The sequence below is a fragment of the Micromonospora sp. NPDC049662 genome (assembly GCF_040675055.1).
In the GTDB taxonomy this organism is placed as follows: domain Bacteria; phylum Actinomycetota; class Actinomycetes; order Mycobacteriales; family Micromonosporaceae; genus Micromonospora.
In genome coordinates this window covers 338,576-361,108 of the sequence record NZ_JBFAOC010000001.1, presented here as the reverse complement: position 1 = coordinate 361,108, position 22,533 = coordinate 338,576, and the positions used below count along the sequence as shown (strand labels likewise).

The window sequence follows — 22,533 nt, the reverse complement described above, 5'->3', positions numbered from 1 at the left end:
CGCCCGCTACGGGTGGATGTGGAAGGGGTAGCCGGTGTCACGTCATCCTGACACTGCGGTGCTATTCGGTCGGCAGCCCAGCGTCGATGGCGAAGACTGTTTCGCCCTCAACATGCAGACTCGTGGGGACTGATAGTGCCCCGCCACCCCGATACGGTGATCAGCCCGAACACCCTGCTTAGCGGTGCTCGCCGCCGTCTAGCTTCGCCGTGGCGGGCAGGTCAATCCATGTCGCGCAGCGAACTGGCCGACGCCGTCAACGTCGCCCTTGATCGGCTCTACCCCGGCAGCGTCCTGACCGCCCATTACGTCGACTCCCGGTGGATCGGGAAGCTCGAGCGCGGCGAGCACCGATGGCCCAGCGAAGAACGTCGTGCCGCCCTCCGCCATGTTCTCGGTGCCGCGAGCGACGGTGAACTCGACCTCTACAGCCCACGGCGTACCGAGGTCACCAGTACCAACTACGGCCTTGAGCAGCCGCCACCGGGGAGCTGGGATGAAACGATCTATCAGCTACGTGCCCAGTGGCATCTGTTGGTCCAGAACGACAAGCTGTTCGGACCGCAGTACGCGTTGATCGGAGTAGCGGCTCAGCTCATGCTGCTCGACCGGCTGCTCACCGACGTGCCAACACCGATTCGCCCCAGCCTCATCCGTCTCGCCGCCCAGTACGCCGAGTCAGCAGCATGGCTGAACCACTCGCTCAATGACGCCCCCGCCGCTCAGCATTGGACACGCAGGGCCCTCAGCTGGGCTGATCAGATTGCTGATCCGACCATGACGGCATGGGCGACGTACCGCAGTAGTCAGCATTGGCTTGTTGTTGGAGAGCCGCAGCGTGCTGTCGACGACGCCGAAGCCGCAATGCTGCAGGACAGGAAAGTGCCCAGCCCGGTACGGGCGGCCCTACGCGTGCAGCATGCCCACGCTCTCGCCACGGTTGGCGAGCACCGTAAGGCCATGCAGCTCCTGGACGACGCACATAGGTGGGCGGCAGACCGTGGTCCAGGTAAGCCCGAAGGTGAGCACGCCTCCTTCTGCACGAGCGGCTACATCGAGGTGCATCGAGGCACGTGCCTGAGAATAGGACGGCGGCCCGACGAGGCTGTTGCGGTACTCGACGCCGCGCTGCCGTCGATTCCGTCGCTCCACCGCCAGGACTTCACCACAGCTCTGTTGACCAAGGCCGCAGCCCATGTAGCGGCTGGCCAGCCTGAGCAGGCTGCCGCCGTGGCGCATATCGCGCTACCGATCGCGCGACGAGCTGGATCGCGCCGGATCCTGCACCAACTCGGCCAGATCGGCTCTGCTGTTGACGAGCACCGTCACCTGGCCGACGTCCGTGAGTTCCTCGACGACCTTCGGGAGAACTCCTGATGGCGTCGGACCTTGAGCTGTCCGCAATGCGGCATGCCATCGCGCTCTCCGCTCTTGGCCTGGGCACCACGAGCCCGAACCCACCCGTCGGGTGCGTGATCCTGGATCAGCACGGGACGGTGGTGGGTGCGGGGTTTCACCGACGTAAGGGAGAGTCGCACGCCGAAGTGCACGCGCTCAAGGCGGCGGGAGGCGCGGCTCGCGGCGGTACGGCTGTTGTCACGCTGGAACCGTGCAACCACGTCGGCGTCACGCCAGCGTGCCGACAGGAGCTACTCGATGCGGGGATCTCCCGGGTGGTCATCGCGGTCATGGACCCAACCTCCCGTGGTGAAGGGGGTGCCTCGGTGCTCGCCGCAGCAGGCGTCGAGGTCGAGACCGACGTTTTGCGCGACGAGGCCCTGACTGTCCTTGCGCCGTGGCTGACTGCCACCATGCGTCGCAGGCCGTACTTAACCTGGGCGTTTGCACTTGATGACAGGCATCAGCAGGCGGCGGAAGAACGTCTCCTGCTCGACCTTCGCGGGAATGCTGACCTAATCATCGCGGGCAAGGCCCTCGACGAGGGCATCCCAGGTGGGCACGCTAGCGCGCACTTCGCACTGCCCGGCGATACCGACATCGGCGTCGGTCCTCCGCACTGGCTGTCAGGCGCCTACGAGGGTGGCGTACGTAGCGTGCTCGTAGTTGGTCACGAGCACGGCGCTGCGCTGCGAGCGCACCTGCACGCCGTCGACCAGCTCGTCGTTGCGGTGCCACGAACTGACCCTTCTCAGGCGATGAAACTGGTCCATCCCGAGCTCATACCGACCGGTTTTGAACTGGACGAAGTCGGTGCAGACGAGAACTCGGTGACGTTCCGGATGCGTCGCCTCCGCGCGTAGCGCGAAGTAGGTCTCGCATCCAACACCTGCTCATCGCGTGGCGTCTGCTGCCAGGCACAACTCGCGTCCCGCGGCGAACTTTCGGGTCTGAGTGTGGGCTCGTGTCCATGTCGCTCATCGCAAGGATGCGCCGGCCCGCGTCGTCTGACCGAGCGGGTTGTCATGCCGGTTAGGGGCAACTTCGAAGTACATGCCGAACCCGACCACCAGGTGATCGTGCTATCCGATCGGCCATCGCGCGGGCTGCGGCTACGGCGCCTCCGGCGGGGGCGCTCCGGCTCCAGGATGGCCGGCGGCCGTCTGCGGCTGCCGGCTCTCGGGATCGTTGCGGTGAGGCCATCCCGTCTGCCATCGACCCGGGCAAGCCGAGCAGACCGGCGCCCGGCCCGCCAGTGTCCGAGCGAGGCGTCGGGGTTCGTGGGTCGTGGCGGGCCGGGCGCCGGCCTGCTCCCCGAAGGGCGGGTCGATGGCAGACGGGATGGCGGTGCGCTTCTGGCTTGGCTGCGCCCTTAGCCTCTCGCGGTCGATGGCTGAGAGGTCGTGGTTAGAGATCAACCTCGTGTGCGAGGAGGATAAGACAGAGGGGCGCAGCAGGCCCGCGATGTGATATCAGCTCCGCGCGGGAAGCGGGACCGACTGGCCGCTGGCCCTAATCAGGCTGGGGTCACTCCCATATGCGCGGGGAGCAGACCGGCCCGCCGCCAGGTGGTCAGCCTGATGTAGGGCCACCTCCGCGTGCGCGGGGAGCAGGTCAGCGCGGTGAGCACGAGCGCGATCCACTCGGGACCACCCCGCGTGCGCGGGGAGCAGCGCCATCAAGGCCGGCCGCGACCAAACGCCGCTGGGACCACCCCCCGGCGTGCGCGGGGAGCAGGAGGTCGCCACCTCGCAGACCTTTCCCGGCGACGGACCACCCCCGCGTGCGCCGGGGGAGGACGAGTACCACGCGCAACCGGCCCTGTCGTCCGGGCCACTCCGCGTGCGCGGGGAGCAGCCGCACGTACTCGCCTCGACCACCGGGCCGACCGGACCACCCCCGCGTGCGCGGGGAGCAGGTCGGGCGGAAACCGTTCGACTCGGCGTACTCCGGACCACCCCCGCGTGCGCGGGGAGCAGGACGGCACCGTCCCACCGCATGACGTGCTCGGGGGACCAGCCCCGCGTGCGCGGGGAGCAGTTGGTCGCGATGACGACCCGGCAGTCCGCGTCCGGACCACCCCCGCGTGCGCGGGGAGCAGATCTACATCGACCAGGTCCCCAGCAGGGAGGGAGGACCACCCCCGCGCGCGCGGGGAGCACAACGCGGTCAAGCTGACCGACGAGCAGAACGAGGGACCACCCCCGCGTACGCGGGGAGCACGGCAGGCCCGAGGCGACCCGCGAGGAGGCCGAGGGACCACCCCCGCGTGCGCGGGGAGCACCTCCGTCAAGACGTTGTCGGCGAGCGTCGTGGCGGACCACCCCCGCGTGCGCGGGGAGCACAGGTCGTCCGGGCCGGCCGCGCTGAGGCCCGGGGGACCACCCCCGCGTGCGCGGGGAGCACCACTCGGGCGGACGGGGGAGGGACGCGCGGGTGGGACCACCGCCGCGTGCGCGGGGAGCACCTCCGTCAAGACGTTGTCGGCGAGCGTCGTGGCGGACCACCCCCGCGTGCGCGGGGAGCACAGGTCGTCCGGGCCGGCCGCGCTGAGGCCCGGGGGACCACCCCCGCGTGCGCGGGGAGCACCACTCGGGCGGACGGGGGAGGGACGCGCGGGTGGGACCACCGCCGCGTGCGCGGGGAGCACGTGCTGATCGGTCCGGCCGCCACGGGGAAGTCGGGACCACCCCCGCGTGCCCGGGGAGCACCGGTCCTGCTCGAAGGCCGAGAGGCGGGCGGTGGGACTACCCCCGCGTGCGCGGGGAGCACTCGTCATCGGTGAGAGCCACCCGGTCAACCCCCGGACCACCCCCGCGTGCGCGGGGAGCACTACCGCTTGCCCTTCGCGGTGACCGGCGGGGCCGGACCACCCCCGCGTGCGCGGGGAGCACCTGCGACACCCACGCGATCTGTTGGGAGGTGAGGGACCACCCCCGCGTGCGCGGGGAGCACGGGGAGAACTCCACGCCGCCCTCGTCGATCAGGGGACCACCCCCGCGTGCGCGGGGAGCACCGGCTGAGGGCCATTAGCAGGTGCGCCCATGGGGGACCACCCCCGCGTGCGCGGGGAGCACCACGACCGATGTTGAGACCGACGAGGCGGGCTGGGACCACCCCCGCGTGCGCGGGGAGCACACCGCCCCTACCGACCGCACCGCCACCGTGCGGGGACCACCCCCGCGTGCGCGGGGAGCACTGCGGGCAGCGACCAGCAGCCCGGCGCCCTTCAGGACCACCCCCGCGTGCGCGGGGAGCACTCATACACCTCGGCACCGTCCTCGGCCATCGCCGGACCACCCCCGCGTGCGCGGGGAGCACCGGGCCCGGCCGGGTCGAGCTGGTCGACGTCGAGGACCACCCCCGCGTGCGCGGGGAGCACGCCGGCTTGCGGATCTCGATCTGGCGCTTGATCGGACCACCCCCGCGTGCGCGGGGAGCACGAAGGGAACCACGTTGATGGTGTCCGGGTCACGGGACCACCCCCGCGTGCGCGGGGAGCACCTGCGCGCCCAACCCGCCGCGCGGCCCGGCGCCGGACCACCCCTGCGTGCGCGGGGAGCACCGCTCGGACCTGGCCCGCGCGATCAACGCCGCGGGACCACCCCCGCGTGCACGGGGAGCACTTCGTCTTCTTCAGCCCAGCCGGACGGGCCTTCGGACCACCCCCGCGTGCGCGGGGAGCACGCTCCGGTTGCCCGCCGGCCTGTCACCTCCCTCGGACCACCCCCGCGTGCGCGGGGAGCACTTATCAGCCTTATCAAGGCCAGTGCCGAGAACCGGACCACCCCCGCGTGCGCGGGGAGCACGGCGACGACTAGGCCAGCAATAGCGCCGGCCAAGGACCACCCCCGCGTACGCGGGGAGCGCGATCTCTCGGCTCGGGTCGGACTCGGGGATCTCGGACCACCCCCGCGTGCGCGGGGAGCACAGCCGACATCCGGGGCTTCCATCGGGCCGGCCCGGACCACCCCCGCGTGCGCGGGGAGCACACCTTGTCACCCGGCTGGATCTTGTCGGGTGCCGGACCACCCCCGCGTGCGCGGGGAGCACGAGCGCCGACGTTCCCGGCTGGACGTATGCCTCGGACCACCCCCGCGTGCGCGGGGAGCACTTTCACCGATGATGGTGATCCCACGGATGGCGGGGACCACCCCCGCGTGCGCGGGGAGCACGCCATGTGGTGGGGGACGCTCATGGCCGCTGCGGGACCACCCCCGCGTGCGCGGGGAGCACTCGAGCGGGAAGTCGAACGGGTCCGTCGTCCAGGGACCACCCCCGCGTGCGCGGGGAGCACGTGACCCTTATCGGTCATCAGCATCGGCGCGCGGGACCACCCCCGCGTGCGCGGGGAGCACACGGTCGCGCCGGGCTGCTGCTTGCCGACGAACGGACCACCCCCGCGTGCGCGGGGAGCACATCGGCGAACCCGTCGTAGCCGGGGATCAGCCGGGACCACCCCCGCGTGTGCGGGGAGCACGGTCCGGACGGCATGGCCACCGCCCACCGACTCGGACCACCCCCGCGTGCGCGGGGAGCACTTCGCCTTGAACTTCGTGAGGCACTGTGACCCGGGACCACCCCCGCGTGCGCGGGGAGCACGAGCTGGCAGCCGACGCGAAGAACCTCGCCAAGGGACCACCCCCGCGTGCGCGGGGAGCACTGCCCATAGGTTGCCCTGGTAGTGGGCGATCAGGGACCACCCCCGCGTGCGCGGGGAGCACTTCGGCGCGACGAACCTCCGGATGTACCAGGAGGGACCACCCCCGCGTGCGCGGGGAGCACTGGTGCTGGCCGTGTCCGGGGTGATGGGCGCCGGGACCACCCCCGCGTGCGCGGGGAGCACACTTCTTGACCTGCGGCGCTATAGATCAACTCGGCCGATTTCATTCACTAGGGCCCGCAAGATCGTCTCACTCAATCTCGGCTAGGGGAGTGCGTCGCTGAGGATAAACGACCTCTGCTGCATCCTGGTGGCCTGAGTCGCCCATGCAGCGACCAGTGATGCTCAGAGCCCTCCCACTGGCCGGGGAAGAGGTGAAGCCACACGCCAGCGTCAATCAAGGGTATTGGAACCCGTGGCTAGGACGTCAAACACCTAGAATGCAAGTGGACGGTCTGATCAGGACCGTGGGCCGAGGGCCCCGGCGGTCAGGCTGTCGCCGATCTCGCGGGAGAGCGCGGCCCCGGTTGCTGCGGCCCGGTCGAGTTGGGTCCGAAATTCAACAAGCTGGCAGAAGGCTCGCCCGTACGCCTGCTGTCGGTCTAGCGGCAGTACCGGGATAGCGAGTCGTTTGATGTCGATGCGCAGGGCTCCGTTTCCGGTGCTGGATGAGCGGCCGGCGAGGCGCAGGTTGACTGTGCGGGAGATGACGCCGGCGACGAACCATGGATCGAATCGGGCCGGGTCGACGCGAAGCAGTTGTATACCGGGTCCGAGCTCGGCGCCGACTTGCTCTGGAGTAGCTACTCGGGCGCTGATTTTGCGTCCGATAACTGGGATGAGGATGTCTCCGGCTTGTACTTCCGGCCCGGCGTCGTCGTCGGAGGCGCGGGTCGCAGTGCCGGTGGCCGGGGCGCCGGCCAGGACGTCGGCTCCAGTCAGCACCGAGGTGCTCGCGGGGGTGTGGGCTGATCGGCTACGAGAAACCGTGCGATGTATGGACATGCCGCCAGACCGAACTAGGTCGGCGATGTCGGCCTGAGGGGCGAGCCGAAGCGCTGCTGTGTCCACCTCTTGCACCGCTGGCAGGCTGCGTCGTACCTGCTCCAGTAGTTGACCGAAGTCGTCGATCCTAGCGATGATCTCTGCCGGGTTGGTGGCGAGTTCGTCGGGTCGTGGCAGGTAGCGCTGTGGTGTGAGATCGACCTGGTCATCGAGCACTTCGATTGCGGGTACGGCGCGGTGGACGCCGGGCTCTTCGACGTAGTGGTCGGAGAGGTAGGCGCGCCAGGCGGTTCCCGCGACGTCTGCGATGCCCCGGGTGGTTGGTGCAGTAGCGCCATCGACAACGAGTACGGCTCCGGTATGTGGCTGACGCAGGTCGGGCAGTTTGAGCACCCAGATATGAAGTCCGATGCCTGTTGGTGGCATCAGGCCGGCGGGTAGAGCGATGACCGCCCGTAGCGCCCCGTGGCGGACCAGTTCGGCGCGGACGCGGCGGCCGGCCGGGCGCGTAGCGGCAGCCGGGGGCATGAGAACAACGGCGGTGCCGTCGGGGGAGAGGTGGGCCAGGGCGTGCTGCACCCAGGCGAGTTCGGGCTCGGTGCGCGGTGGTAGGCCGTAGGTCCAGCGGGGGTCGTAGGCCAGGCGATCGTGGCCCCAATCGTGAATGCCGAAGGGGAAGTTGGCCACAACGACCTCGGCCCGGAGGTCGGGCGTGGCGTCGGCGAGCAGACTGTCGCCGATGTGTACGACGGGAGGCTCCGCCGCGTGCCCGGCACGCTTAGCGCGTAGATGTACGAACCAGAGCCGCAGCAGCGTGATCAGGGCGTACTGGGGGTTGATCTCCTGTGCGTAGCACCGAGTGACGCTAGCGTTTTGGAGTGCCTGGTCGGCGGCCATCCGCAGGATTGAGCCGGTGCCGCTGGTGAAGTCGAACGTGCTGGCTCCGGTGCCGGCGAGATTCAGCAGTATTTCTGCGACGCCGTCAGGTGTGCCGGCAAGACCGGAAAGCGAATGCGCAGAGGTGACGTACTGACTGTGCAGGTACTCGAAGGCGGCCTCCGGTTCTTGTTCTCGGCTGAGTTGGTCGACCGCACTCAACAGGGTGGTGAGCTGCGGTGTCCATTGCTTCGGCAGCACGTCGTCGACTAGCTCGGCCAGACGGCTGTCGATTGCGCGGAGATGCGTGAGAAGCTTCCGTGGAGTTGGCAGGCTGTCGGCTGCGGCCTCGGGTTGCTCGGACCGGAAGAGCAGGTAGGCGCCGGCGATGCTGAGCGCGTCACTGATCCTCGCAGCGGGCTGGTAACTCTCGATGTACCGCCAGGCCCACTGCTCAGCTCCGGCCTCATGGAGCCTGCCGTGACGACGAAGCCAGCTCTCCACTTCGCGTGCGTCAAAGGATGGGCTTGTCGGCGTGCCGCCGACGGGTGCCGGAAAGTCGGCGTAGCGGCGGCGCCAATTACTCACCGCGGCCCGACCGACGTTGGCCAGCCGCGCGATGCCGCTGGCGGTCAGGGTGGCATCGCTGGCGGTCGTTCTCGGCTCTTGAGTCACCCGTGAACGGTACCATCAGCAAAGGTGTTGTGCGCACGGTTCACAGCCGTGTACCTTGTCGATGGATCGATTCACGACTCACCCAGGAGGCCCCCCATGCCGCGTCGTGGGCACAGCACCACCATCGGAAAGTTCGCGAAGCTGTACCAGAACCGTCGAGCGTCGGAGATCCGTGTTCTCAGCGAGATGTTGCGCCGCGAGCAGCGCGCCCAGCTGAACCAGGGTCAGGAGGCGCGTTCTGCGCGAGAGGTCGTGGAAGCTCGCTGACCTGACCTGATCCGCCAACCCGACTATCGAAGGAGGACCATGAACACCCTTGCTCGCACCCGCGCTGCTGGCAACTCCGTCCCCGACCTTTCCGCCGGTCACGTACGTGCGCGACGGCGCTCGGCGGTATTGCTCGGGCTCTGTGGACAGCACCCTTCCGAACGCGTACGAGCGAGTACGCCTTGACCCTGTTGTCGGCGCTGCCATTGCGGACGCGTACATGGCCGCGCCCGTCCGAGACGATCGGGCCTACGGCGCGTATGCCGCGTTCTGTCGGGAGACCGTACAGCAGTACGACTTCCTGGTGGGCCGGGTCGAGTTCGGTGGCCTCGGTCTGTCAGTGCGGATCGTCGACGAGGACCCGTACTCGGACGTCGATCCTATGGTCGATGACGTGCGGCGACGTCGCTTGAATGTCTGGGCCAGCGCCGCCAGCAGCAACCCGCATCCCTACCTCACCGACAGCGAGAACGACATGTTCCGTGCGGTCCACGATGTCTTCGGGCATGCCGCGAGCGGTCGTGGCTTCGACCGGCACGGTGAAGAGGCGGCATGGTTGAAGCACAGCACGATGTACTCGTCTTTGGCGCGACGCGCCTTGACGACTGAAACGCGTGGGCAGAACTGTGCCCTGAACTTCCATTACTGCGGTGCGCGCTTCCCGGAGCAGAAGGCGGCACTGCTGCCTCGCTGTTTCAGTGATCCGCGTTCGGCTCGTATCGGGAGGGCTGTCGCCGAGCGGGCCGTTGCTTGGTGAGCTGCTCGATCTCCTGCTGAAGGTCCAGCACGGCGGCGTGCCTGGGCCCGTCCGTGCGGATCCGCTCCTGCAGCAGCAGGTTGAGCTGGCGCAAGGCGCGGTCATGCTCGCCAAGTGGCACGTGGGCCCGGGCCGCGCGCAGGCGGAACTCGAAGACCAGAGGATCGTCGGCGCCTCGCCGCTGCGTCTCATGATCGGCGAGCTGCCGCCACTGTCGCGCGGCAGCACGGAATTCGCCGGCGGTATGCAGCTGTTCCGCCTGTTCGGCAGCCCGTTCAACGTCGAGCTCGGTCTGCTCGGAGGGCGCAGCCGCCAGGCGCTGAGGTTGGAGTGGTGCTCGCCCGAGGATCGCGGCATAGGTGCGTACGGCGCCGGCGGGATCGTCAAGCACCCCCGGAATCGGCACCAGGTCCTGGGCGAGTGGGGCCAGCACCGCGTAGACCTCGGTGGCGGTGGCTGGTCTGTCCTCCGGGTCGGTCGCCAGCAGTGCGTGGACCAGGTCATCAAGCACAGCCGGGGTCTCCGATCGCACGTGGGTCGGGCGCGGAGGCGGATCGTCCAGTTGGTGGCGCAAGGTCGTTGTAGTGGTGACCCCGTCAAATGGCGGACGTCCGGTAAGCAGGTCGAAGAGAGTGGCCCCCAGGCCGTACAGGTCAGTGCGGTGATCGGTGGGTCCACCAAGGATCTGTTCGGGCGCCATGTAGCCCACCGTGCCGAGACTCTGGTCGCTCTGGGTGATCCGCGAGTATCGGTCGTCATCGGGCATGGCAGCCAGTCCGAAGTCGAGCACCTTTGCTGCTCCACTCTTGTCCAGCATCACGTTGCTCGGCTTGATGTCCCTGTGCACCAGGCGGATCTGTCGAGCTGCGAGCAGGACGCAGCTGATCTGAGCCCCGATGGCAGCTACCCAGCCGATCGAAAGTGGACCTTGCTCTGCTACGAGGTCGCTCAGAGAGATCCCATGGATCTGCTGCAGAACGGCGTACGGACGGCCGTCCTGCTCACCAACGTCGTAGATGGCGGGCACGCCGGGATGATCGAGGCGAGCGGTTAGCAGCACCTCACGGCGGAATCGCCGTACCACGTCGATGTCCGGCGTGGCGGCGTTGACGAACTTCACGATTACCGGACGATCGAGCAAGGTGTCCTGTCCCGCCCAAACCTCGCCCATTCCCTTATGCGCCAACGGAAACCGGCCCAGCCTGTACCGGTCCTTGAGGATCATTCCCGCCGCCACGAGGCCCAGCATAACCGGCCTGGAGTCCTCCCCTTGGACACTAACGCGGCCAGTCGCGGCCCAGTCTGGTGAATATTCAGAACGACAAGACCCTTGCAAGCTCTGTTCACAAGATGCTCTACTGGGCTGCGGGCCGGTTGTGGGCGTACACGGCGCGGTTGATGCCCCCGCCCGGGACGTGCGGTGCTGGCCTATGCCGCTTGGGTCGAATCGAGGCGACGAGGAAGGTGAGAGGTGTGGCTGAGTTGGCCATCGAGCGGGGGTTCCTCCCCGCCTATGCCAGGCTGCAGCGCCGGGTGCAACACGCTGTGCTCACCGCCATCAGCAGGTTCGCCGAGCACACCCATGCTGGCCTGCACCTGGAGAAGCTGGCCGGCGCACGAGACCCGAACATCCGCACCATCCGCATCGACCAGTTCTATCGCGGCGTCGTGCTTGCCCTGGGAGAGCAGAAATACGCGCTGCTCAACGTCCTCCCGCACGATGACGCGATCGCCTTCGCGGTGAGTCGCCGCTTCACCGTCAACCAGGCGCTCGGCGTGTTGGAGATGCGTGACCAGGTAGGCATTGAGGAGTTCGGCCGAGCCGAACCGTCGGTGCCGCCGAGTGCCGGACTCTTCGATCGCGTCTCGTCTGCCGATTTCCTCCGACTCGGCGTGGACGAGGACCTGGTGCCGCTGCTGCGGGTTATCGCCACCGACCAGCAGCTAGAGAGTCTTGGTGCACGCCTGCCTGATGTGCAGCTCGACGTCCTGCGTGGGCTGGCCAGCGGACTGTCCGTGACGGAGGTCTGGGGGGAGCTGGCTGACCGGATCGTGTCGGGCGTGGACACCGGCGACCTGCTGACTGCGGCCCACCGTACTCCGGAGCGGATCGCCTTCGTCTCGGGTCCGGTTGAGTTGGCGGCCATTCTTGCTCACCCCTTCGATGTGTGGCGGACGTTCCTGCACCCGACACAACGCGACGTGGCCTACCGGGAAACCTACAGCGGCCCCGCTCTGGTCACCGGCAGCGCAGGGACCGGTAAGACGGTTACCGGCCTGCATCGGGCGGTCTTTCTCGCTGAGCGGCTGCCAGAGGGTGGCGGGAAGGTGCTGCTGACCACGTTCACCCGCGCGCTCGCGGACTCCCTGGGTCGACAGCTGTACCGACTTACCGCCGACCCGGCGGTCCGGGCTCGCATCGATGTAGTCAGCGTCGACAAGCTGGCCTACGAGATCGCGACTCGAGGTGGCAGGAAGATCACGGTCGCCGACGGCGAGACCGCGGATCGGTTGTGGGAATCGATCGCCGAGTCTGGTCCGACCTACGTGAGTCGAGCCGGTCACGTCACCACCTTCAGCGCCGCTTTCCTGCGGCGTGAGTGGGAGCAGGTGGTGCTGGCCCAGCAGTTGACCACACTCGAGGCCTACCGCGACGCCCCGCGTAAGGGACGCGGGGAAGGGCTGCGTGCGACCCAACGCGAACAGGTTTGGGGCGCGATCGAAGCGGTGCGGCGCGACTTGACGAAGCGCCGGCTAAGCACGCACACCCAACTCGCCGACGAAGCGGCCACGATCGCCCGGCAGTCACCGCCTCCATACCGACACGTCATCGTTGACGAGGGGCAGGATCTCCACCCGGCACAGTGGCGGCTGCTGCGCGCACTGGTAGCGCCTGGGCCGAACGACATGTTCCTGCTCGCCGATCCGTACCAGCGCATCTACGACAACCACGTGTCACTCGCGCAGCTCGGTATCGAGGTGCGCGGTAGAACTCGCCGACTCACTGTCAACTACCGCACGACCCACGAAATTCTGGACCTATCAGTGAAGGTCCTCAGCGGCGACGCCGCCATCGGCCTGGACGGTGAGGGCGACACCCTGCGCGGCTACCGCTCGCTCACGCGCGGCAGCGTACCCAAGGTCGTAGCCTGCGACGACCGCAACAGCGAGTTCGAAGCGCTCATCGAGCGCGTCGGGACCTGGCTGGAACAGGACGTAGAGCCGCACGCGATCGGCGTAGCCGTCCGCACGGGGCAGCTCGTCAAGGCCATCAGCAAGACGCTGAGCGACGCCCACATCCCTGTTGCCGACCACCAACGAGGGGTCGACGGGGTGCACGTCGCCACCATGCATCGCATGAAGGGCCTGGAATTCCAGTGCCTTGCGGTTGTCGGACTGGATGCAGGGGTGCTGCCGGCGCCGTATGCGTTGGCAGCGGCGACGGAGGATCCGCACGGTCACAAGCAGGATCTGCAGCGAGAGCGATGCCTCCTGTTCGTCGCGTTGACTCGCGCTCGTGACGTGCTCTACCTGTCGCACAGTGGCACACCCAGCGCCTTGCTGCCGGCGGTCCGATGAGCACCCGCATCGCTGCCGGGACTCCGAAGCTTGGAGACGCGGCCCGGTCAGTTTGGGGCAAGACCGACCGTACGGGCACCTCACCCGTCGGGTGGCTGCCGCTGTGGCGCCACCTGGCCGACACCGCCGACGTGGCCGGACGGCTGTGGGATCACTGGTTGAGCCCGGCAGTTCGTCGACATATCGCCGACGAACTGCCCGAAGGTGACGCGGACGCCCGCATCCTGGCCGTCTGGATTGCCGGTGTACACGACATCGGCAAGGCCACCCCTGCCTTCGCCTGCCAGGCGTACGAATTGGCCGAACGGATGCGTGACCATGGGCTCCACTACGACCGCGACCTGATCCGTACCGACCGCAAGTACGCCCCGCACGCCACCGCTGGGCATCTCGTTCTGGCCGACTGGCTTGGGCAGCAGGACTGGATCGACCCGCACTCGTTCGCCGTCGTCGTCGGTGGCCACCACGGCACCCCGCCAACCCATGAGAGCCTTGACGCCGCGCGGGTGCGGCCACACCTGCTCGGCGACCAGGCTTGGCAGCAGGTACAGCACGAGATCCTGACCTGGATGGCCGAACGGTCTGGCGCGGTAGGCCGGCTTGTCGACTGGAGCAGCGTGCCGCTGTCGCAGCCGGTGCAGGCTGCCCTCACGGGCCTGGTCATCGTCGCCGACTGGATCGCGAGCAACGAGGAACTCTTCCCATACATCTTGGACGGCACAGATGCCGACCGGCTGACGGCTGGTTGGGAGTTGTTGGACCTGCCCGTACCGTGGCTGCCGGCTGCCCCGCCGGCGAGCATTGACGACCTGTTCGACGCTCGATTCGAGCTACCCGCAGGTGCGGCGGCCCGCCCGGTCCAGCGCACGGTCGCTGAACTGGCCGCGTCCATGCCTGCGGCCGGGATGATCATCGTCGAGGCGGCGATGGGGGAGGGTAAGACAGAGGCTGCGCTGGCGGCAGTTGAGATCTTGGCGCGACGCACCGGTGCATCCGGCTGCTATCTCGCGCTACCTACCCGCGCCACCAGCGACGCCATGTTCGCCCGGATGCTCTCCTGGCTGCGCCGGCTACCCGATACCCAGGTTGGTCGAGGCGACCGGGACGTACGACTGGCACACGGTAAGGCGGCACTCAACCCCGATTACGACCAGCTGCGGCTGACGTCTCTGCCCAGCGGCATCGGCGAGGACTCCGGTGGCGCGGCCATTGGCGTACACCGGTGGCTTGCCGGCCCGAAGCGGACGCTGCTGTCCAGCTTCGTGGTCGGCACCATCGATCAGCTGTTGTTCGCAGCGCTACGCGGCAAGCACCTGGTGCTGCGCCACCTCGGTCTCGCCGGCAAGGTCGTTGTCATCGACGAGGCGCACGCCTACGACATCTACATGGGGCGATTCCTGGACCGGGCGCTGGAGTGGCTGGGCGCCTATGGCGTCCCGGTCGTCGTCCTCTCCGCGACACTCCCGGCTCACCGACGAGCCGAGCTCATGGCCGCGTACGACAACGGCCGATTCGGGCCCTTGCCCCCACTCACCTGGCGAGACCGTGGCAAGACGAAGGCCGACCCGTACGCCGCCCTCCGAACCGACCTGCGATACCCCCTGGTCACCGTTTCCACGAGCGATCGGGGTGCCGCAGCCACCAGCTGTTCCGACTCGGGGCGCAACGTCGACGTTGTGCTGCGACGTCTGGACGACGACCTGCCGGCGCTGGTTGACCTGTTGCGCGAGCGGCTGACAGACGGAGGCTGCGTGCTCGTGGTCCGCAACACCGTGGCACGAGTCCAAGAGACCGCGAGCGCACTCCGAGCGATGCTCGGCCCAGACACCCCCGTTTCGGTCGCACACTCCCGCTTCATGGCCGTCGACCGTGCCACGAAGGATCGCTGGCTGCGCGACACCTTCGGGCCACCCGGCAGCGGCAATCGTCCTCACCGGCACGTCGTGGTGGCCAGCCAGGTCGCCGAGCAGTCTCTCGACATCGACTTCGATCTGCTCGTCACCGACCTCGCCCCGATCGACCTGGTGCTGCAGCGTATTGGCCGGCTTCACCGCCACACCCGCGACGGTCGCCCCGACCGCCTCGGCAAGCCGGAATGCTGGATCACCGGTGCTGACTGGAACGCCGAACCGCCGCAGCCGGTCGCCGGCTCACGTCGCGTCTACCAACTGGCGATGCTCCTGCGCAGCGCCGCAGTGCTGCTGCCATACCTGGACGGCACCCCGCTCCGAATCCCGTCGGACATCGCGCCGCTCACCCAATCCGCCTACTGCGGTGAACCACTCGGCCCAGCGTCGTGGCAACCAGCGATGGTTGAGGCCGAAGCAAAGCAGCGAGACGAGATCGCCGCCAAGGAGATGAAAGCGGATGGCTTCCGCCTTTGCCAGTGTGGGCGAGCCCGGGGTGCCCTTGATCAGCTGGCTCTCCGGCGGCGTCGCGGGAGCCGATGACCGTGCGGTGCAAGGCCACGTCCGCGACACCGACGCCGAAACTCTCGAGGTCTTGCTGCTGGTACGGACACCGGACGGACTAAGGCTCGCCCCATGGATCGACGGCGATGGGGTAGTCATCCCGACCGCTTCCACGCCCAGTTGGCGGCTGGGTCGCTCCATCGCTCGTTGCACCCTCCCGCTGCCACGGGCCATGACCGCACCCGACGTTATCGACGAGGTCATCGCCGAGCTGAAGGGTCGGATCGACTTGAGTGCCTGGCAACACAACCCCTGGCTCGCGGGCGAGCTCGTCCTTGAAATTGATGGTGACGGCTGTGCCCGCGTGGGCCCCTTCGATCTCCACTACGACCTTCACCGGGGTCTCCATGTCGTCCGAGCTGGGTGAGAATCCCCGCCTACGCGGGGAGCGTGGCTGCGACCCGGTGAGCTTAAGGATCACCCCTCAAGGTGAGGGCAGTTGCAGCCAGATGTGCAGTTGTTGCCCGTCGGTACACGGTGGGCTTACTTTGTTCAGTGAACTCGGTCGAGATTAGACGGTGGTGAGAGACTTGACAAGCTCCGATCAGAGACCTGGGTTCTCGCTGGTGGACAACGCGTGGATTCCGGTGCTGGACGCTGCGGGTCAGCGCCGCGAGGTGTCGCTGCTCGGCCTTTTCGAACAGGCCGGTGACATCCGCATGATCGCCTGCGAGCTGCCCACGCAGTCGTTCGCGATCCTGCGACTCGCGCTCGCCGTCCTGCACCGAACGACGGGTGGCCCACCTGGCGATGGCGCGTGGCGGGCGCTGTGGCGTGCCCCCGAGCTCCCGGTGGCGGATGTCGCCGAATACCTCGAAGCGTTCCGTCACCGTTTTGATCTCCTCCACCCAGAGCACCCGTTCTACCAGGTCGCGGACCTGCGAGCGGCCAAGAACAACACGTTCGGGCTGGAGCGGCTCATCGCTGACGTGCCCAATGGCATTCCGTTCCTGACCACCCGTGCCGGGGATGGGATGAAGTCGATCTCACCGGCCGAGGCGGCGCGGTGGTTGGTGCACTGCCAGGCCTTCGACTCGTCCGGTATTAAGACGGGTGCGGTCGGAGACCCACGCGTCAAGGGCGGGCGGGGATATCCGATCGGCGTGGCGTCTCTTGGGGCTTTGGGCGGCGTCCACCTCGAGGGTTCGACTCTGCGGGAAACGCTATTGCTCAACCTGGTGCCAATCGCCCCTGGCTGGCAGAACGCCGACGATCGAGACCTGCCGGTGTGGGAGCGCGAGCCGCAGACGGCCTCCGAAGAGAGTGAGGCGACCCGCGGCCCCTACGGACTGCTCAGCTTGTATACCTGGCAGTCGCGCCGCATCCGGCTCTTCGGCGATTCCAACGGTGTCACCGGTGCCATGATCGCGATCGGAGATAGGTTCGACTGGCAGGATCGGCACTTGCTGGAACCGATGAGTGTGTGGGGCCGTAGCGGGCCCCGCGAGCGCGAGCAGAAGCGGACCCCGATCTACCTACCGCGGCCGCATGACCACAGCCGCGCCCTGTGGCGTGGTCTGCAGACACTGCTCCCCGCGCCACCGCCACCCGGCGCCGAACCGCCACAGCGGCTTTCGCCGATGGTGGTGCAGTGGCTGGCCCGACTGACTGTCACCGGGGTGGTCGGGTCGGACTTCCGGGTTCGTCCGCGTGCCACCAGCGTCACCTACGGCACCCAACAGGCAGTCGTCGACGAGGTGTTCAGCGACGCCTTGACCATGAACGTGCTGCTGCTGGTCGAGCACTCTGAGCTGCGCACGGCAGCCGTAGACGCCGCGGCTGACGCCGAGAGCGCGGTGAAGGTGCTGCGTCGGCTCGCTGACAACCTGGCCCGGGCCGCTGGTAGCCGGGACACCGACAGCGGCGACGCCGAACGGGCTGCCGAGCAGGCGTACGCACGGCTGGACCAGGACTTTCGCGACTGGCTGGCTCGCCTCGGTCCGGGCAGTGACCCGGTGACCGAGCGCGCCTCGTGGCAGCGGTCGGTGCGTCGGGCCATCCTTCGGCTCGGTGACGAGCTGGTCGCCGCAACCGGTCCAGCGGCCTGGATCGGCCGCGCAGGCGTCGACCGGAACGGCAGAGAAGTTCACTACTCCAGCTCGCAGGCCGAGGCGTGGTTCCGCGTCGGCCTGGCAAAAGCGCTGCCCATGGCGGCCGAGACTCCGCAACAACGGCAGGAGGAACCAGCATGACCATGGTGGAGACTGATCCCCCACCGGCGCCAGCACGTAAACCGTGGGTCCGGCGCCGCAAGGACCTCGGTGAGCACGTCGCCCGCACCGTGGGGAGCCTGCAGGCGCGACTGCTCAGCGACGCATCGCAGCCGGAGGCGGTCAGCGCCCTGGCCCGGCTTAGGCGAGGGATCGGCCGAGCTCCGGGCTTCGATTTCACCTTGGAGCGGTACCTGCAGGTGCCGGAGCACCTGCTGGGCTACCGGCCGGCCGACGATGCAGAGGCGGCCGACACCGAGCACGCGGTACACGACGCAGTGACCCTGTACGCGCTCCACCAGCAGTCACGGCGGGAGCGGATGCACGTGAACGGACGCGGACTGGGCCTCGCCATGGCTTTCCTCGTCCGCAAGTCCAACGGGCCGGAGGGGGTGCGCCGCCGCTTCGCCGCACTCGGCACCGCCACCACGTACCAGGAGAGCATCTACCACCTCCGCAGCCTGACCACCATGCTGCGTGAGCACCAGGTCCCGGTCGACTACGGCCTGCTCGCCGACGACCTTCACACCCTTCGCCGGCCTGGCGGTCGTGCCCAGATCCAGGCCATCTGGGGCCGGGAGTCCTTCCGGAGCCAACCGAGCGCAGACGTTCAGACCCTCGCTATCGAGAACCCCGAGGAGGACCCATCATGAGCCGCACCATCATCGACGTCTACGCCCTGCAGACGGTGCCGCCGAGCAACCTCAACCGCGACGACACCGGGTCACCCAAGACCGCTGTCTATGGCGGCGTTCGTCGTGCACGCGTTTCCAGCCAGGCCTGGAAGCGAGCCGTGCGGCTAGGGTTCGCCGACCTGCTCGACCGCTCCCAGCTCGGGGAGCGAACCAAGCGCGTGGGGGAGTCACTCGCGACACGAATCAAGGCCCTCGACCCGAGCCAGTCCGACGAAACCGCGTCCGCACTGGCCGCCGAGGTGTTCGTCGCTTCCGGCCTCGCCAAGGCTGAAAAGAAGAAGGGTGAGGTCAAGGACGTCGAGTCTGGTTACTTGCTCTTCCTCAGCCACCAGCAGCTGGACAACCTCGCCGCCGCCGCGCTGGAAGCCGCCGGCACCGGCACTCCACTGGACAAGGCCCGGTTCAAGACGTTGGCCAACACGGATCACTCGATCGACATTGCCATGTTCGGACGGATGATGGCGGACATGACGGACATCAACGTCGACGCTGCCTGCCAGGTCTCCCACGCCATCAGCGTGCACGCGGTCGACAACGAGTTCGACTACTTCACGGCGGTCGACGACCGGAAGGCCGATGCCGCCGAGACCGGCGCCGGGATGATCGGCACCATCGAGTTCAACTCGTCCACCCTCTACCGGTACGCAACGGTCGACGTCGACGCCCTCCACCGCACCCTCGGCGACGCAGCAGCCACCCGCGCGGCCGTCGAAGCATTCCTGGTCGCGTTCGCGCGCAGCATGCCGTCGGGGAAGCAGAACACATTCGCCCACCGGACGCTGCCTGACGCGGTGCTGGTGAGATTGCGCGACTCGCAGCCGATCAATCTCGTCGGTGCGTTCGAAACGCCCATCCGGGAGACGAACGCCGCCGGCCGTGTCGAACTGGCCGCTGCAGCCCTGGCCAAGCACACCACGGCAGTCGAGAACGCCTTCGGCGAGCGGCCGGTCGCCAGCTGGGTCACTCAGGTCGGGGAGAAGACCGCTGTCCTCGCCGACCTCGGCAAGGCGGTCAGCTTCAGCGAACTGGTCACCGGGGTGGGGGAGCACGTCGCTGTATCGCTTGGCCAGCCGGCATGAGCGTCCTGCTGCTCAGGCTGGCCGGGCCCCTACAATCGTGGGGGTCGTCCAGCCGCTTCGCTCGCCGGGGCACCGAGGTCGCACCGACCAAGAGCGGCGTCATCGGGCTGCTCGCGGCAGCCAAAGGTGTACGACGCACCGAGCCGCTCACCGACCTGCTCGGCCTGGAATTCGGGGTACGGCTCGACCAGCCGGGACAGATCCTGCGGGACTTTCAGACCGCCCGTTCTCTCGATGGCCGTCTCAGCGCACCACTTACCTACCGCTTCTACCTGTCCGACGCAGCCTTCCTCGCCGCCGTCAGCGGGGAGAGCGAGCTGCTGCACGGTCTGGCGGAGGCACTGAGCCGGCCGCAATTTCCCCTCTACCTCGGCCGTCGCTCCTGCCCGCCGGTCGGGCCCATCAGCCTCGGCGTCCACGAGGAGACCCTCGACAGCGCCCTGGCCTCGTGGCCTTGGCTCGCCGCGGACTGGTACCGACGCAAGGCAGCCCCGACGGTCCGACTGGAGATCATCCGGGACGCCCGGCCCGGCGAGCCGGTCACCGACACCGTGCCTGACGAGCCGGTCAGCTTCGATCCAGCGCATCGGCAACACACGTGGCGGTCGGTTCTGCGCCGGCACGTAGACGTCACCAACGAACGTGCGGATCGGGCGGACGTTGCCGATCATGACCCGCTAAGCCTGCTGGGAGGCTGACGTTGTTCCTCACCCGCTTTCAGATCAACCCGGCCCGCAGGGGCGCACGAAAGCTGCTGTCATCACCGCATGCCATGCACGCCGCGGTGCGCGCGGCCTTCGCCGACCCCGAGGATCACGAACGTGACGGCACCCGGACGTTGTGGCGGCTCGACACCTCAGCGCCCGCGACCGTCTACCTCTATATCGTCAGCCCTGGCCGCCCAGACCTCACCCATCTCGTCGAGCAGGCCGGCTGGCCCACTACCGAGACGTGGGTGACCCGCGACTACGGCGTTCTGCTCCTCTCGCTGAACACGGGGCAGGAGTGGGCATTCCGGTTGACCGCCAACCCCACCCACAGCGGCCGCAAGACCAGCGATTCGAAGGAAACGCAACGCTTTGGCTTCCTGCGCCAGGATGCGCAGTTGCAATGGCTGACGAGCCGTGCCGCCCGAAACGGATTCGTGCTGGCACATCAGCAGGACGGGCGCCCGAACGTGCGGCTGCACCGCAGTCAGACGCAGGCCTTCAAGCGCGGCATGGGCACCGTCACCCTGACGACCGTCACCTACGACGGCATCCTCCAGATCACCGACGGGGATGCCTTCCGGCGAACGCTCACCAGCGGGATCGGGCACGCAAAGGCGTACGGCTGCGGGCTGCTCACGCTCGCGCCCACCAGCTGACACCAGGCTGACCAATGAAGATCCCAGAGGTACCACCAGCCGAGCTCGCCGATCTGACCCGGGCCGAGGACCGGATCAGCTTCCTCTACCTCGAACGCAGCGTGATCCACAGAGACAGCAACGCGATCACCGCCACCGACGACCGAGGCGTGGTGCACATCCCCGCCGCATCAGTGGGCGTACTGCTGCTCGGCCCCGGAACCAGCATCACCCACCAGGCCATCGCCCTGCTCGCCGACCACGGTGCCACTGCCGTCTGGGTCGGCGAGCGGGGCGTGCGCTACTACGCCCACGGTCGTTCACTCGCAGCCTCCAGCCGACTGCTCCTTGCACAGGCCGCTGCGGTCAGTCACCGTGATCGCCGGCTGGCCGTCGCCCGGACCATGTACGCGATGCGCTTCCCGGGCGAGAGCACCACCAATCTGACCATGCAGCAACTACGTGGTAAGGAAGGCGCACGCGTCCGTCGGACCTACCGCGAACACTCGCAGAGAAGCGGTGTCGCCTGGAGCCACCGCGACTATGACCAGACCGACTTCGCTGCTGGCGACCCGATCAACCAGGCGTTGTCAGCCGCGCACGCCTGCCTGTACGGCATCGTGCACGCCGTCATCGTCGCGCTCGGGGCCGCACCCGGCCTCGGATTCGTGCACACCGGGCATGAACGCGCCTTCGTTTACGACATCGCTGACCTGTACAAGGCGGAGATCACCATCCCCGTCGCCTTTGACGTGGTGGCCAGCGGGTCGACCGACATCGGCGCGGACACCCGACGGGCCGTACGCGACCGTGTTCACGACGGCGCGATCCTCGCGCGTTGCGTCCGCGACATCCGGATGTTGCTCCTCCAGCCGCAACCCGGCGGCGAGATTGAGGACGAGGATTCCCTCCGCCTCTGGGATGACAGCGGCATCGAGCTCAGCGCCGGCCGCAACTACGCCGACATCGGGGAGGTGGACTTCTGATGACCGTCATCATCCTGACCGCGTGTCCACCCGGCCTGCGGGGGCATTTGACGCAGTGGCTGTTGGAGCTGACCGCCGGTGTATACGTAGGGCACATCAGCAAGCGCGTGCGAGACAGGTTGTGGACGCGGGTGATTGAGATGGCAGGGGCTGGCCGGGCTCTGATGGTCTACCAGGTGCCCGGTGAACAGCGGCTCTCGTTCGTGGCTCACGACCATCACTGGGTGCCCGTGGATCTCGACGGGGTTACCCTGATGCGTCGCCCTGTTGACCCGATCGTCAACCCAGCGATAGCCGGCGGTTGGAGCAAAGCGGCGAGGCGCCGTCGATTTGGGAGGCGTGGGCGGCCGCTGTAGAGGAGCTTGCCGGCAGAGGCAATTGGCGCCCTAGCTGCGCGGTCAGCTATTGCTCGGCCGAAGCCGAGGGTTAACCTCGGCGAGTCTGGTCTCCATCGATTGCCGGGAATTCGAAGTTCACGATAGGTAAGGAAATGTATCCCAGTCATCCGCAGCTTGGGCCATCCTTAT

15 protein-coding genes and 1 CRISPR repeat array are annotated in these 22,533 nt (G+C 68.0%); of the genes, 13 read left to right on the top strand and 2 right to left on the bottom strand.

Translation table 11 applies throughout. From position 1 onward, the window contains the following. Positions 1 to 228 precede the first annotated feature (228 nt). Both AB0J36_RS01455 and ribD read left to right on the top strand, forming a co-directional pair. A complete protein-coding gene (locus AB0J36_RS01455; protein ID WP_363659958.1) occupies positions 229 to 1,377 on the top strand; it encodes a hypothetical protein in 1,149 nt (382 codons plus the stop codon). After that, entirely contained in the window at positions 1,377 to 2,261 is an 885-nt protein-coding gene (ribD, locus tag AB0J36_RS01450; RefSeq protein ID WP_363659957.1) for a bifunctional diaminohydroxyphosphoribosylaminopyrimidine deaminase/5-amino-6-(5-phosphoribosylamino)uracil reductase RibD, read from the top strand. Before AB0J36_RS01455 ends, ribD begins: the two co-directional genes overlap by 1 nt. 659 nt (positions 2,262 to 2,920) lie before the next feature. Continuing rightward, a CRISPR array of direct repeats spans positions 2,921 to 6,244; the repeat unit is 28 nt; unit sequence GGACCACCCCCGCGTGCGCGGGGAGCAC. A 276-nt stretch (positions 6,245 to 6,520) separates the two neighbouring features. On the opposite strand, the gene AB0J36_RS01445 is transcribed toward ribD, so the two are convergent. After that, complete coding sequence (locus AB0J36_RS01445; RefSeq protein WP_363659956.1) at positions 6,521 to 8,617, bottom strand: N-6 DNA methylase; 2,097 nt, start codon at positions 8,615 to 8,617, stop codon at positions 6,521 to 6,523. Positions 8,618 to 9,026: 409 nt separating this feature from the next. Between AB0J36_RS01445 and AB0J36_RS01440 the strand changes: the two genes are divergently transcribed. After that, positions 9,027 to 9,641, top strand: coding sequence for a hypothetical protein (locus AB0J36_RS01440; RefSeq protein ID WP_363659955.1), 615 nt, complete (start codon positions 9,027 to 9,029; stop codon positions 9,639 to 9,641). Here AB0J36_RS01440 and AB0J36_RS01435 read toward each other — a convergent pair. Continuing rightward, positions 9,580 to 10,878: a protein kinase gene (locus tag AB0J36_RS01435; protein ID WP_363659954.1), complete on the bottom strand. Its 1,299-nt coding sequence runs from the start codon at positions 10,876 to 10,878 to the stop codon at positions 9,580 to 9,582. The genes AB0J36_RS01440 and AB0J36_RS01435 overlap by 62 nt on opposite strands. 236 nt (positions 10,879 to 11,114) lie before the next feature. On the opposite strand from AB0J36_RS01435, the gene AB0J36_RS01430 reads away from it, so the two are divergent. From AB0J36_RS01430 to cas2e, 10 genes are all read left to right on the top strand, one after another. After that, entirely contained in the window at positions 11,115 to 13,220 is a 2,106-nt protein-coding gene (locus tag AB0J36_RS01430; RefSeq protein ID WP_363659953.1) for a UvrD-helicase domain-containing protein, read from the top strand. Beyond that, a complete protein-coding gene (cas3, locus tag AB0J36_RS01425; protein ID WP_363659952.1) occupies positions 13,217 to 15,670 on the top strand; it encodes a CRISPR-associated helicase Cas3' in 2,454 nt (817 codons plus the stop codon). The genes AB0J36_RS01430 and cas3 overlap by 4 nt, the downstream gene beginning before the upstream one ends. Next, complete coding sequence (locus AB0J36_RS01420) at positions 15,630 to 16,058, top strand: hypothetical protein (protein WP_363659951.1); 429 nt, start codon at positions 15,630 to 15,632, stop codon at positions 16,056 to 16,058. The genes cas3 and AB0J36_RS01420 overlap by 41 nt, the downstream gene beginning before the upstream one ends. 199 nt (positions 16,059 to 16,257) lie before the next feature. After that, on the top strand, positions 16,258 to 17,883 hold the full coding sequence (gene casA / locus AB0J36_RS01415; RefSeq protein ID WP_363659950.1) for a type I-E CRISPR-associated protein Cse1/CasA: 1,626 nt from the start codon (positions 16,258 to 16,260) through the stop codon (positions 17,881 to 17,883). Next, entirely contained in the window at positions 17,880 to 18,554 is a 675-nt protein-coding gene (gene casB, locus AB0J36_RS01410) for a type I-E CRISPR-associated protein Cse2/CasB (protein WP_363659949.1), read from the top strand. The genes casA and casB overlap by 4 nt, the downstream gene beginning before the upstream one ends. Then, complete coding sequence (gene cas7e / locus AB0J36_RS01405; protein ID WP_363659948.1) at positions 18,551 to 19,675, top strand: type I-E CRISPR-associated protein Cas7/Cse4/CasC; 1,125 nt, start codon at positions 18,551 to 18,553, stop codon at positions 19,673 to 19,675. The genes casB and cas7e overlap by 4 nt, the downstream gene beginning before the upstream one ends. Continuing rightward, positions 19,672 to 20,373, top strand: a complete 702-nt coding sequence (cas5e, locus tag AB0J36_RS01400) for a type I-E CRISPR-associated protein Cas5/CasD (RefSeq protein WP_363659947.1) — start codon at positions 19,672 to 19,674, stop codon at positions 20,371 to 20,373. The genes cas7e and cas5e overlap by 4 nt, the downstream gene beginning before the upstream one ends. A gap of 2 nt (positions 20,374 to 20,375) precedes the next feature. Beyond that, positions 20,376 to 21,041, top strand: coding sequence for a type I-E CRISPR-associated protein Cas6/Cse3/CasE (gene cas6e / locus AB0J36_RS01395; RefSeq protein WP_363659946.1), 666 nt, complete (start codon positions 20,376 to 20,378; stop codon positions 21,039 to 21,041). Positions 21,042 to 21,055: 14 nt separating this feature from the next. Further along, positions 21,056 to 22,006 (top strand): type I-E CRISPR-associated endonuclease Cas1e, encoded by a 951-nt coding sequence (gene cas1e / locus AB0J36_RS01390; RefSeq protein WP_363659945.1) that lies wholly within the window; start codon positions 21,056 to 21,058, stop codon positions 22,004 to 22,006. Further along, the gene (gene cas2e, locus AB0J36_RS01385) at positions 22,006 to 22,362 is read left to right on the top strand and encodes a type I-E CRISPR-associated endoribonuclease Cas2e (RefSeq protein WP_363659944.1); all 357 of its coding nucleotides are present in this window, start codon (positions 22,006 to 22,008) and stop codon (positions 22,360 to 22,362) included. Before cas1e ends, cas2e begins: the two co-directional genes overlap by 1 nt. Positions 22,363 to 22,533: the final 171 nt, after the last annotated feature.